The 11,215-nt window shown below is 73.5% G+C and carries 9 protein-coding genes and 2 pseudogenes; 6 read left to right on the plus strand and 5 right to left on the minus strand.

Going from position 1 to position 11,215, the window contains the following annotated elements; all coding sequences use genetic code 11:
- Positions 1 to 45 precede the first annotated feature (45 nt).
- The 4 genes from ACWA15_RS02950 to ACWA15_RS02965 are packed head-to-tail and all read left to right on the plus strand — an operon-like array spanning position 46 to position 3,715.
- A complete protein-coding gene (locus ACWA15_RS02950; protein WP_464057971.1) occupies positions 46 to 834 on the plus strand; it encodes an SDR family oxidoreductase in 789 nt (262 codons plus the stop codon).
- A gap of 55 nt (positions 835 to 889) precedes the next feature.
- A complete protein-coding gene (locus ACWA15_RS02955) occupies positions 890 to 1,897 on the plus strand; it encodes a C-terminal binding protein (protein ID WP_464057972.1) in 1,008 nt (335 codons plus the stop codon).
- 1 nt (position 1,898) lies between these two features.
- On the plus strand, positions 1,899 to 2,966 hold the full coding sequence (locus ACWA15_RS02960) for a zinc-dependent alcohol dehydrogenase (protein WP_464057973.1): 1,068 nt from the start codon (positions 1,899 to 1,901) through the stop codon (positions 2,964 to 2,966).
- On the plus strand, positions 2,963 to 3,715 hold the full coding sequence (locus tag ACWA15_RS02965) for an SDR family oxidoreductase (protein ID WP_464057974.1): 753 nt from the start codon (positions 2,963 to 2,965) through the stop codon (positions 3,713 to 3,715). Before ACWA15_RS02960 ends, ACWA15_RS02965 begins: the two co-directional genes overlap by 4 nt.
- A 93-nt stretch (positions 3,716 to 3,808) precedes the next feature.
- On the opposite strand, the gene ACWA15_RS02970 is transcribed toward ACWA15_RS02965, so the two are convergent.
- Positions 3,809 to 5,161 carry an L-fuconate dehydratase gene (locus ACWA15_RS02970; protein ID WP_464057975.1) on the minus strand — a complete coding sequence of 451 codons (1,353 nt, stop codon included), beginning with the start codon at positions 5,159 to 5,161 and terminating at the stop codon, positions 3,809 to 3,811.
- Between the two features lie 322 nt (positions 5,162 to 5,483).
- On the opposite strand from ACWA15_RS02970, the pseudogene ACWA15_RS02975 reads away from it, so the two are divergent.
- Together ACWA15_RS02975 and ACWA15_RS02980 are read left to right on the plus strand one after the other, a co-directional pair.
- A pseudogene (locus tag ACWA15_RS02975) lies at positions 5,484 to 5,861 on the plus strand (hypothetical protein); the annotation flags it as partial.
- Between the two features lie 74 nt (positions 5,862 to 5,935).
- A pseudogene (locus ACWA15_RS02980) lies at positions 5,936 to 6,187 on the plus strand (NAD(P)-dependent oxidoreductase); the annotation flags it as partial.
- 156 nt (positions 6,188 to 6,343) lie between these two features.
- Here ACWA15_RS02980 and ACWA15_RS02985 read toward each other — a convergent pair.
- The 4 genes from ACWA15_RS02985 to ACWA15_RS03000 are packed head-to-tail and all read right to left on the minus strand — an operon-like array spanning position 6,344 to position 11,145.
- On the minus strand, positions 6,344 to 7,456 hold the full coding sequence (locus ACWA15_RS02985; protein ID WP_464057976.1) for a glycerate kinase: 1,113 nt from the start codon (positions 7,454 to 7,456) through the stop codon (positions 6,344 to 6,346).
- On the minus strand, positions 7,457 to 7,945 hold the full coding sequence (locus ACWA15_RS02990; protein ID WP_464057977.1) for a tRNA (cytidine(34)-2'-O)-methyltransferase: 489 nt from the start codon (positions 7,943 to 7,945) through the stop codon (positions 7,457 to 7,459).
- 28 nt (positions 7,946 to 7,973) lie between these two features.
- Positions 7,974 to 8,984 carry a DUF4862 family protein gene (locus ACWA15_RS02995; RefSeq protein ID WP_464057978.1) on the minus strand — a complete coding sequence of 337 codons (1,011 nt, stop codon included), beginning with the start codon at positions 8,982 to 8,984 and terminating at the stop codon, positions 7,974 to 7,976.
- A 46-nt stretch (positions 8,985 to 9,030) separates the two neighbouring features.
- On the minus strand, positions 9,031 to 11,145 hold the full coding sequence (locus tag ACWA15_RS03000) for a DUF6807 family protein (RefSeq protein WP_464057979.1): 2,115 nt from the start codon (positions 11,143 to 11,145) through the stop codon (positions 9,031 to 9,033).
- Between the last annotated feature and the right edge of the window lie 70 nt (positions 11,146 to 11,215).

The raw sequence follows: 11,215 nt of genomic DNA on the forward strand, positions 1-11,215 counted from the left end.
CGCCCGGCGTTCGCCGGGCACCCACACGAAAAGAGCTCTGACCTCATGCCCACGAACGCAGCCACCGCCACCTTCACCACCTCACTCTTCGGTCTGGAAGGCCGCCTCGCCGTGGTGACCGGCGCCAACCAGGGCATCGGCCTCGCCATCGCGACGACCCTCGCCGCGGCCGGAGCCGACATCGTCGGCGTCAGCTACGCGATGCCCCAGGGCGAGAGCGACGTCCGCACCGCCGTCGAGGCAGCCGGACGCACCTTCACCGCCATCCAGACGGACTTCTCCGACCGGGTCGCCGTCTCCGAGCTGGCCGTCGAGCTCGCGGCCCTCCCCGTGGACATCCTCGTCAACAACGGCGGAACCATCCGTCGCACCCCCGCCGTCGACCACTCCGACGAGGACTTCGACTACGTCATGGACGTCAACCTGCGCACCGCGTGGGTCCTGTCCCGCGAGGTGGGGCGCGCCATGATCGCCCGCGGGCACGGCAAGATCATCAACACCGCCTCGATGCTCAGCTTCCAGGGTGGCATCAACGTCCCCGGGTACACGGCGTCGAAGTCCGCCATCGCGGGTCTGACGAAGGCGCTCGCCAACGAGTGGGCCGGCGCAGGCCTCAACGTCAACGCGGTCGCCCCCGGCTACGTCGCGACGGCGAACACCGAGGCGATCCGCGGCGACTCCGAGCGCAGCGACGCGATCCTGGGCCGCATCCCGGCCGGACGCTGGGCGCTCGCCTCCGACATCGCCGGAGCCGTCCTCTTCCTCGCCGCACCGGCCTCCGACTACGTCAACGGCGCGATCCTGCCCGTCGACGGCGGCTGGCTGGCCCGCTGACAGCGTTGCCCGCCCTGACTGCGGCCTGACCACCCCGAGACCTGCGAGGACCACCATGCGCATCACCGTCACCGAGTGCGACCACGACTCATTCGCGATCGAGGAGGCCGTCGCGGCCTCCGCAGGTGCGGAGCTGCGCATCGCCCAGGCCCGCGGGTCCGCCGAGATCATCGCGGCCTGCGAGGGTGCGCACGGCATCCTCGTCCAGTACGCGTCGATCACCGCCGAGGTCATGGACGGGCTCCCAGACCTCAAGGTCATCGGCCGCTACGGGGTCGGCGTCGACTCGGTCGACATCGCCGCCGCCACCGCGCGCGGCATCGCCGTGTGCAACGTGCCCGACTACGGCACGGAGTCCGTCTCGGACCACGCGATCGGCCTGACGCTCGCGGTGGCCCGGGGGATCCCGCGCCTCGACCGCGGGGTCAGGGCAGGGAGCTTTGACCTCGCGGCGGTGCGCCCGCTCTACACGACCGGGAGCCGGGTCTTCGGCATCATCGGCGTGGGTCTCATCGGCTCGGCGACGGCGCGCAAGGCCGCGGGTCTGGGCTACGAGGTCATCGGGTACGACGTGCGGGCCGAACCCGGGGCGCAGACCTTCCACGGTGTGCGCTCGGTGAGCCTCGCCGAGGTCCTCGAGCAGTCCCAGGTCCTCTCGTTGCACACCCCTCTCACCGACGAGACACGCGGCATGATCGGTGCGGCCGAGCTCGCCACGATGCGCCGGGACGCGATCGTCGTCAACACGAGCCGCGGGGGAGTCCTCGACACCGAGGCGCTCGTGGCGGCCCTGCGCGCCGGGACGATCGTGGGTGCCGGCATCGACGTCCACGAGGACGAGCCCGTTCCCGCCGGGCACCCGTTGATGGACTTCGACAACGTCGTGCTGACCCCGCACCTGGCCTGGTACTCCGAGGAGTCCTACGCCGAGCTCAAGCAGCGCACGATCGAGAACGTCGTCGAGGTCTGCGCCGGCCGGATGCCGCGCAACATCCTCAACCCCGAGGTCCTGGGGGCCCCGGGACGCACCTTCGAGCACCTCCCCCGCACCACAGGAGTCTGAGATGAGCACGATGCACGCGGCACGCTGGACAGCCACCGATACGGTCGAGGTCACCCAGGTGCCCCGACCCGGCGTCCCGGCAGGCTGGGCCCTGGTGAAGGTCGCCTACAACGGGATCTGCGGGACCGACCTGGCGATCCTGCACGGCAGGCATCCGCGCGCCGAGCACGGTCTCATCCCCGGTCATGAGATGTCTGGGTGGATCGAGGAGCCCGGGGAGAGCGGCCTCGCCGTGGGTGCGCTCGTCGTCGTGGAGCCGCTCATCTCCTGCGGAGAGTGCCTGTCCTGCCGGGGCGGCAACACCCATGTGTGCAGTCGGCTCGGTCTCTACGGCATCGACGCCCCGGGCGCGATGGCCGACGTCGTGGCCCTCCCGCCGCACGTGCTGCACGTGGTGCCGGACTCGGTCGACCCGCGCACCGCCGCGCTCGCCGAGCCGCTCGCGGTCGCGGTGCACGCGGTCGCCCGCTCGGGCATGGAGGCGGGGGACACCGTGGCGGTCTTCGGTGCGGGACCGATCGGGGTGCTCGTCGCCCTGGTCGCCCGGCACGAGGGCGCCGCCCGCGTCGTCATCACCGAACCCAGCCCCTGGCGCCGCACGGTGGCCGAGGGCCTGGGCCTGACCGTCGTCCCCGAGGGGTCGACGCTCACCTCCGTCGTGAGTGACCTCACCGGCGGGGAAGGGGCGGACACCACCTTCGACTCCGCGGCGCATCCCTCGGTCGCGGCGGAGGTGACGGCCGCGACGCGGGTGCTGGGGCGGATCGTCGTCGTCGGCGTCTACAAGCAGCCCACCCCGGTCGACCTGCAGGCGATCTGTTTCAAGGAGCAGTCGATGGTGGGTGTGCGGGTCTACACGACCGCGGACATGACCCGCGCGATCGAGCTCATCGCCTCCGGCGCGCTCGGCCTGGAGAACTTCCCGACCAAGGCGTTCGCGCTCGAGGACACCGCAGCCGCCTTCGAGGCTGCGACCTCCGGGCAGGACTGCCTCAAGGTGCTCATCACCCCGCTCGCCGGGGCCGCAGACGGCGCAGCATCAGACGGCGCAGCGGAGGCGGCACTGTGAGCGCCTTCGACCTCACCGGTCAGGTGGCCGCGGTCACCGGGGGTGGGCGCGGACTGGGTGTGGGGATCACCCGCGCGCTGGTCGAGGCGGGGGCCGACGTCGTCGTCTTCGGGCGCAGCGGTGTGCCCACCGACCTGACCGAGCACGCTGCGGCCCTGGGCCGGCAGGTGCACTTCTATCCGATGGACCTCGCCGACCCGGACCAGGTGGAGGCGGTCTCCCGTGAGGTGCTTGCCGCCCACCGGGTCGACATCCTCGTCAACAACGCCGGGACCCAGGACCGCTACCCGGCGGTGGACTTCCCGCTCGAGGCCTGGGACGCGGTGATCAACGTCAACCTGCGCTCGGTCTTCCAGCTGTGCCAGCTCTTCGGGCGGCCGATGCTCGAGCGGGGCGCCGGCAAGGTCGTCAACCTCGCGTCGCTGCTGAGCTTCCAGGGCGGGTTCACAGTGCCGGCCTACGCGGCGAGCAAGGGCGCGGTCGCCCAGCTCACCAAGGCGCTGTGCAACGAGTGGGCGGGCCGTGGCGTGAACGTCAACGCCGTCGCCCCGGGCTACATGGCCACCGAGATGAACGCGGCGCTGCTGGCCGACCCGGACCGTCTCGCCCAGCTCTCGGTCCGCATCCCGGCCGGGCGCTGGGGCACCCCCGAGGACATCGGCGACGTCGTCGTCTTCCTGGCCTCCCCGGCGGCGGCCTACGTCCACGGCCAGGTGCTCGCCGTCGACGGCGGCTGGCTCGCCCGCTGACCCACCCCACCCCCGCTGAGTGCGGTCGAACGGCTGCCCGATGTCCGGTTTGGGCAGCCGTTCGACCGCACTCAGCGGGGTGGTGGTGGGGTGTCAGACGGCGGTGGGCTGGGTGGGGCTCGCGGCGGGGGCGTGGCGCTCGCGCCAGTAGGAGCCGTCCGGGAAGCGGTACTCGGCCACGGAGGCCGGGTGCATCTCGGTCGAGTACCCGGGCCGGCTGGGCAGGGTGTAGGCGGCGTCCGTGACGATGCAGGGGTCGGTGAAGTGCTCGTGCAGGTGATCGACGTACTCGGTGACCCGTCCCTCGCGGGAGCCTGAGACCGCCACGAAGTCGAGCATCGACACGTGCTGGACCATCTCGCACAGCCCGACGCCGCCCGCGTGCGGGCAGACCGGCACACCGAACTTCGCGGCAAGCAGCAGGACCGCGACGATCTCGTTGAGGCTGGCCAGGCGGCCGGTGTCGAGCTGGCAGAAGTCGAGCGCACCGGCCTGCATGAACTGCTTGAACATGACCCGGTTGTGGCAGTGCTCCCCGGTCGCGACCCCGATCGGAGCGACGCCGCGCCTGATGGCGGCGTGGCCGAGCACGTCGTCGGGGCTGGTCGGTTCCTCGATCCAGAGCAGGTCGAACTGGGCGAGGGCGTTCGTCCACTCGATCGCCTGGTCGACGTCCCAGACCTGGTTGGCGTCGATCATGAGCACCCGGTCCGGTCCGATCACCTCGCGGGCGATCGCGCAGCGGCGGATGTCCTCCTCCAGGTTCGCCCCGACCTTGAGCTTGATGTGGTGGTAGCCCTCGTCGATCGCCTCCTGGCAGAGCCGGCGCAGCTTCTCGTCGGAGTACCCCAGCCAGCCGGGCGACGTCGTGTAGCAGGGGTAGCCGGTGGCCTCGAGCTCGGCGATCCGGGCGGCCTTGCCGGACTCCTGGGCACGGAGCAGATCGACGGCCTCGGAGCGGGTGAGCGCGTCGGAGAGGTAGCGCAGGTCCGCGACGTCGACGAGCTGCTCGGGGGTCATGTCCGCGAGCAGGCGCCACACGGGCTTCCCGGCCAGGCGCCCGGCGAGGTCCCAGGCCGCGTTCATGACCGCGGACAGGGACAGGTGCACCACCCCCTTCTCCGGTCCGAGCCAGCGCATCTGGGAGTCCGCGGTGAGGGCGCGGTACACCCCGCCCATGTCGGCAGCCATCTCCTCGACGTCCCGCCCGACGAGCTGCTCGGCCTGCTGGCGAGCGGCGACGGCGACGATGTCGTTGCCGCGTCCGATCGTGAAGGTCAGGCCGAAGCCGGCGAGCGGGGAGCCGTCCGCGGCGGTGCCGTCGGTACGCAGCACGACGTAGGCGGCGGAGTAGTCGCCGTCCTTGTTCATCGCGTCCGAGCCGTCGGCGGTCAGGGAGGTCGGGAACCGGACGTCGTCGATCTCGATGCTGGTGATGCGGGCCATGATCGGAGTCGCCTTCGTCGGTAGTGGGTCGGTGGTGGGTCGGTGGTGGCTCGGGGAGGGGCACAATCGGTGCCACACTAGCATTTGTCCGATGACTAGCGGCTGCGCCACCGGTGACGGACAGGGTTCACAAGAAATCATCTTGAGAGATCGGATCATTACCATGGCCGGCCACCGCCCCCGCGCTGAGCGCGCCGAACGCACCCCCGGCGACGCGTACGTCGTCGGGCTGAGCTCGGACATCGCAGCCCCCGACGGCTCGACGATCTTCGGTGACGTCGGCCTCGCTCGGCTCACCGACGCGGGCCTGCGCTGGGAGGTCATGGCGCCGATCGCCGGACACGCGCCCACGGCCGACGAGCTCGCACCCTACGACGCCGTCCTGTCCTTCGGGCACTGGGGCTACTCCCGTGACGTGGTCGCGGCGGCCCCGAGGCTGCGGCACGTGGCCCGCTTCGGGGCCGGCTTCGACGGGATCGATCTCGCCGGACTCGCGGCCGAGGGCGTCGTGGTCACCAACACCCCGAACGGGGTGCGTCGCCCGCTCGCCCTCGCGGCGATGACCCTGCTCCTGGCGCTCAGCCACCGGCTGCTCGACAACTGGCGGGCGGCCGACGGCCGCTGGCAGGACCGCGGCAGCTACCGCGGGCTGGGCCTGGCCGGACGCACGGTGGGGATCATCGGCGCCGGGAGCGTCGGCACCGAGCTGGCCGAGCTCATCGCCCCGCTCGGGGTGCGGATCGTCACCGTCGACCGCCCGTGCGCGCGCGCCAGGTGGCCGGAGAGCTCGCGGGGGTCGAGCTGGTCACCCTCGACGAGCTCGCCGCCCGCAGCGACTACGTCATCCTCACAGCTTCCCTCACCCCGTCCTCCCACCACCTGGTCGACGCCGACTTCCTCGCGCGGATGCCCGCGACCTCCTACGTCATCAACGTCGGGCGTGGTCCGCTCATCGACCAGGCGGCGCTCACCGAGGCGCTGCGCACCGGCAGCATCGCCGGGGCCGGGCTCGACGTGCTCGAGACCGAGCCGCCGGCGGCGGACGAGCCGCTGCTGAGCATGGACAACGTCATCGTCACCCCGCACGCGCTGTGCTGGACGGCCGACTTCGTCCGCGACGTCTCGGGCAGCGTCATGGACGCCCTCATCGACGTCGCCGCCGGCCGCCCCCGGCCCACCCCCTCAACTGAGGGCGCGGGCGGCGCGGGCACCGGCGTCGGCGAGCCAGCGCTCCGGGTCGGCCAGGGCCCCGGCGTCCTCAGCCACCCCGGCCGCCCCGGCGAGCTCGGCGAGTGCGCAGTGCCAGACGCCGCGCTCCTCGAGCGGCCCCGGGTCCGGGATCGCCCCGGCGACGACGACGGCCCGGGTCCCCGCCCGGTCGGCGAGCCGGAGCGCCTCCCCGACCACCTTCCCCTCCAGGCTGGTCGCGTCGAACCGGCCCTCCCCGGTGACCAGCACGTCCGCACCGGCGAGCAGCGCGGGCAGCCCGACGAGGGCGGCGACGTGCGCCGCCCCGGGGAGGACCTGCGCACCCCAGGCGCGCATGAGTCCGAAGGCCGTCCCGCCCGCGGCGCCGGCCCCGGCGGCGTGCGGATCCCCGCCCAGCACCTGAGCGAAGCGCTCCAGACCGGCCTCCAGGAGCGCGACGTCCCGGGCCGAGGCGCCCTTCTGCGGGCCGTAGACCCGGGCCGCGCCACGGTCCCCGATCAGCGGGTTGGTGACGTCGGTCAGCACGCTCACCCCACCGGGCGGGGCGGGCCGCAGCCGCGACAGGTCTGCGGTGGCCAGCCGGCCGAGCGCACCCCCGCCGTCGGGCAGGACCGCGCCGGCGGCGTCGCGCAGGACGAGCCCGAGCGCGCTCAGGGCGCCAGCCCCGGCATCGGTCGAGGCCGACCCGCCCAGGGCGACGGTCAGGGACACCGCGCCGGCGTCGAGCGCCACGGAGATCACCTCACCCAGCCCGCGGGTGGTCGCCCCGAGCGGGTCGGGGGCAGCCATCAGGGCGAGACCGGAGACCTGCGCGAGCTCGACGACGGCGCCGCCGCCCGGCAGCGAGAGCCACCGCCCCATGCCCGGTCGCCCGTCCGGCCCGGTGCAGCCGGGGACCTCGTGGACCGACCCGCCCGGGACCGCCGAGGCGATCACCGCGAGGGTCCCCTCGCCGCCGTCGGCGAGGGGGACGACGACGACCTCGTCGCCGGGGCGCACGCAGGACCAGCCGCGGGCGATCGCCGCGGCGGCGGCCGCCGCCCCGACCGTCCCCTTGAAGGAGTCGGGGGCGACGACGACGCGCACTCAGGCCCCGCCGGCGAAGCCCACCTGGCGCCACGCCTCGTAGATGACGATCGACGCGCTCGAGGTGAGGTTGAGCGAGCGGCGGCTGGGCAGCATGGGGATCTTCACCTCGTCGGTGATCCGCGGGTGCCCGAGGACCTCGTCGGACAGCCCGGTCGGCTCGGGGCCGAAGAGCAGGATGTCGGTGGGCTGGTAGACGATGTCGGAGTAGCGCGTGGTCGCCTTGGTGGTGAAGGCGTAGACGCGGGCGCCCGGATCGATCGCGAGCAGCGCCTCGAGGTCGGCGTGCACGCTCACGCTGGCGAGGTCGTGATAGTCCAGGCCCGCGCGCTTGAGCTTGGGCTCGGACAGGTCGAAGCCGAGCGGCTCGACCAGGTGCAGACGCGCTCCGGTGACCGCCGCGAGCCGGATCGCGTTCCCGGTGTTCTGGGGGATGCGCGGCTCGTGGAAGGCGATGCTCGGCAGGTCGCTCGGCAGGGTGGCAGTCACCCGACGATTCTGCCATCGGATCCGCAGCTCACCCGATCCACACGGCGTCACCCGAGCCGGCGATCTCCAGCCCGGCCTCCACCAGCAGCGCCAGGGTCTCCCGCGCGAGCGCCAACCGGTCGTGGGCCGTCGCGTCGTCGGGCCGGGCCGTGACCTTCGCCCCGACGAAGCCCGGTGCGTCTCCCGCGGCGGCCAGCGCCGCGCGCACCTCGTCCACGCCCAGCAGGGAGGCCGACGACGCGGCGAGCGCGGGGCTGGTGCCGCGCGGTGCCATGTGGGTGTCGTCCCAGGCCGGACCCCACGCGGTCATCTGGTCCGTGGCCCCGGAGAAGATGATCGAGCGCAGCAGGCCGGCCTCGGCCGCGAGCCGGACGTGGTCGGTCGCCACCTGCGCCGAGCGGCCCTCGATCGCGGACCGGCCCCAGTTGATCCCGATCCCCAGCCGCGCGGCCGGGTGGGCGGCCCGAGCGGTCCTGATCGCGGCGATCTCATCCTCGATCGGCAGGAATCCCTTGACCGGCGCCTGCCCGGTGACGAGGGCGTCGCAGTGCTCGACGACGATCTCCGCGCCGCCCAGGTCCCAGGTCGCCAGCTCGGCGAGGGACTCCGCGAACGCCTCCGCGGACCCGAGGAGCGGCCCGGGTGCGCTCTGCACCTCGATCGCGACGACCCGCGGCCGGCCTGCGGCGGTGGCCAGCGCGAGTGCGAGGTCACGGGCCACGGCGACGTCGGCCAGCGCCGCGCGCCGGGCGTCGGGGTCGCTCGAGGCGAGGCCGTAGGCGGGTGCGCCGGCCAGCCGCATCATGGTGCGCGGGATGCACGTGACCATGAGGTCCCACTCGGGGCGCAGGGTGCGGGTGATCCACGCGGGGTCCAGGCTCGGTGCCCCCTCGCCCAGCAGCGGGAACTCGATCGTGGTGATCGGGAGGTCAGCCAGCCCGGCGTAGAAGTCCTCCTCGGCGCGGCCGTCGTCGGCGTCAGGGCCGGGGGTGAGGGCGTAGGCGCCGAAGGTGAGGGACGGGAGGGAAGGGGACGTCATCGGGGCTCCTCGAACGTGGTGCGCGGGCAGGTGGCTCAAGTCTCGCTCATGCCGTCCCGGCCAGGTCCGCGCCGAGGGCCCGGACCCGCTCCGGTGGAAGGATCCCGTCCGCGACGGCGACCCGCACGGTCCGGGTCTGCGGCTCACCGGCGGCGACGGTCGTGGGGCGGTCCCAGGCGATCGCCGACCCGAGGCCGGGATAGGAGGCGGCCCGCACCACCCACGGGTCGGCGGCCGTGCGCGCGTCGCCGGCCGCGAGCACGAGCGTGAACGGCGCGTTCTCCCCGCCCGGCGCGGGCGCCCACGCCTGCCAGGCGACCCACGGCGCGAGGGAGCCGTGCACGGCGTCCTCGCCGGTGGCGTCCGGCGTCCACACCTGCACCGAGGTGCACGGGGGTAGCCGCCAGAAGAACCCGCCGTACCCACCGCCCGGGCGCCCGTGGGACCCCGGGCTGCCGAGCACGACGTCGCGCGCAGCGGTGCCCGAGTCCACCGTGCGCAGCGTCGAGGTGATCTCGAGCGCCCACGCGTCCTCGCCCAGCCCCCACCAGCGGGTGGTGCGGGTCTCGGTGAGCAGGGCTGCGCCGTCGTGCGCCACCCAGGTGAGCTCGTCGGTGATGTGCTGGTCGTCGTGGGAGACGGTGCGGTCGTGGCGGATCGAGCCGTGGTCGCCGCGCCAGGCGTAGCCGTGGTCGCGCACGTACGTGCGTCCGCCCCAGAGGTTGTTCCCGTCGACGTCCTGCACCCCGATGCCCACGCCGGCGTGCCACGTGTGGTCGGCGGGGCGGGCGTCGGTCACGGTGAGACCGGCGAGGGTGCGCACCGGGTGCAGGAACGGGCGGGGGGAGTCGGAGGGCTTCGACCCGGACCCGTCGACGTACCGGGCGACGTCGACACCCGCGAGGCGCGCGGTCGCCAGCACGGTGTCGGCGCGGTCGGGGGTCCGGACGGTCCACGGGGCACCGAGGGTGGTGAAGGTCTCGAGCCGCTCGGCGACCTGCTCGCACCAGTCCACGACGTCGGTGACGACGATGTGCGGAGAGGTGGGCGGCTGCGGTGCGTCGGGATGCGCGGGGATGCGCTCGGACGGTGGCGCCGGGAAGGCCGTCCTCAGGTGCTCCGGGGAGATCTCGGCGGGGGCCGGGGCGGTGCGCACAGCCTCCAGGACGCGCATGAAGGCACCCGTCCGGGCGACCGGGCACAGGAGCGGGACGCCGTCACGGATGTGGTCGACGAGGTTGGCGAGCAGCCCGGTGCGGCCGTGCTGCTCGGTCGTGACGACCTCGTCGCGGCGGATCTGCACCGTGTCGCTCGTGTAGAAGAGCGTCGCGCTCGCCTGTGACCCGTGCACCACGATGCGCGGCTCGGACTGCGCCGGCGCGCAGAGCGTGAGGCCGAGGGCGACGACGGCGCCCGAGCGGGTGCGGATGCGCACGCTCGAGGTGTCGTCCGCCTCGATGCGGTTGCCGCGGTAGAGGTCGGTCTCGACCTCGACCACGTCCTCGACCAGGGTCGACCCGTCGACGGCGAGCGCGGTGGCCACTGCGTGCGCGAGCGGGTTGGTGACCACGCCGTCCACGACGGGCACGCCGTCGAGCATGCGTCGCCCGGCCCAGCGGGCGCGGCCCCAGTAGGCCTCGTCGCGGAGCCAGGTCCCGACGGCGCCGATCCCGCGCACCGTCCCGAGCTCCCCGGAGGCGACGAGCTCGCGGACCCGGACGAGGGCGTGCGAGCCGAGGGACTGGAAGCCGACCTGGCAGGCCAGCCCGGACGCCGTCGCTGCGGCGAGCAGACGCTCGAAGCTCGCCAGCGAGGGGGTGGTCGGCTTCTCCAGGAGCACGTGGCTGCCGTGGGCGAAGGCCAGCTCGGCCAGCTCGAGGTGGGTGCCGATCGGCGTGCAGATGATCGTGATGTCGGGGGAGTGCACCGCGAACAGGTCCGCGGCGCTGGAGAAGACGCGGTCGGCGCTGAGGGAGTCGGAGAGGGTGGCGGGCGGGGCCGGGTCGGCGACGGCGATCAGCTCGACGGCGGCCGGGCGGCCGGGGCTCGCGGACAGCGAAGCGATGGCGCTCAGGTGCGACCTGCCGTGGCCGCCAGCGCCGAGGAGCGCAACCGTCAGCGGCCGGACGGTGGGGGGTGCGGGGATGGGTGCGACGTGCACGGGGTGTGCTCCTGACTCGCGGGGTGCTTGGGGGCATGTGACACGTTCACGACGTCTGCGTTGACATGTG

It is taken from the genome of Sanguibacter sp. TS_SC_8 (genome assembly GCF_055361235.1).

Bases quoted from the DNA above. Each gene is read 5' to 3' on its own strand.
- ACWA15_RS02960 (WP_464057973.1), top strand. From the start codon at position 1,899: ATGAGCACGATGCACGCGGCACGCTGGACAGCCACCGATACGGTCGAG.
- ACWA15_RS02950 (WP_464057971.1), top strand. From the start codon at position 46: ATGCCCACGAACGCAGCCACCGCCACCTTCACCACCTCACTCTTCGGT.
- ACWA15_RS02970 (WP_464057975.1), bottom strand. From the start codon at position 5,161: ATGGCCCGCATCACCAGCATCGAGATCGACGACGTCCGGTTCCCGACC.
- ACWA15_RS02955 (WP_464057972.1), top strand. From the start codon at position 890: ATGCGCATCACCGTCACCGAGTGCGACCACGACTCATTCGCGATCGAG.
- ACWA15_RS02995 (WP_464057978.1), bottom strand. From the start codon at position 8,984: ATGACGTCCCCTTCCCTCCCGTCCCTCACCTTCGGCGCCTACGCCCTC.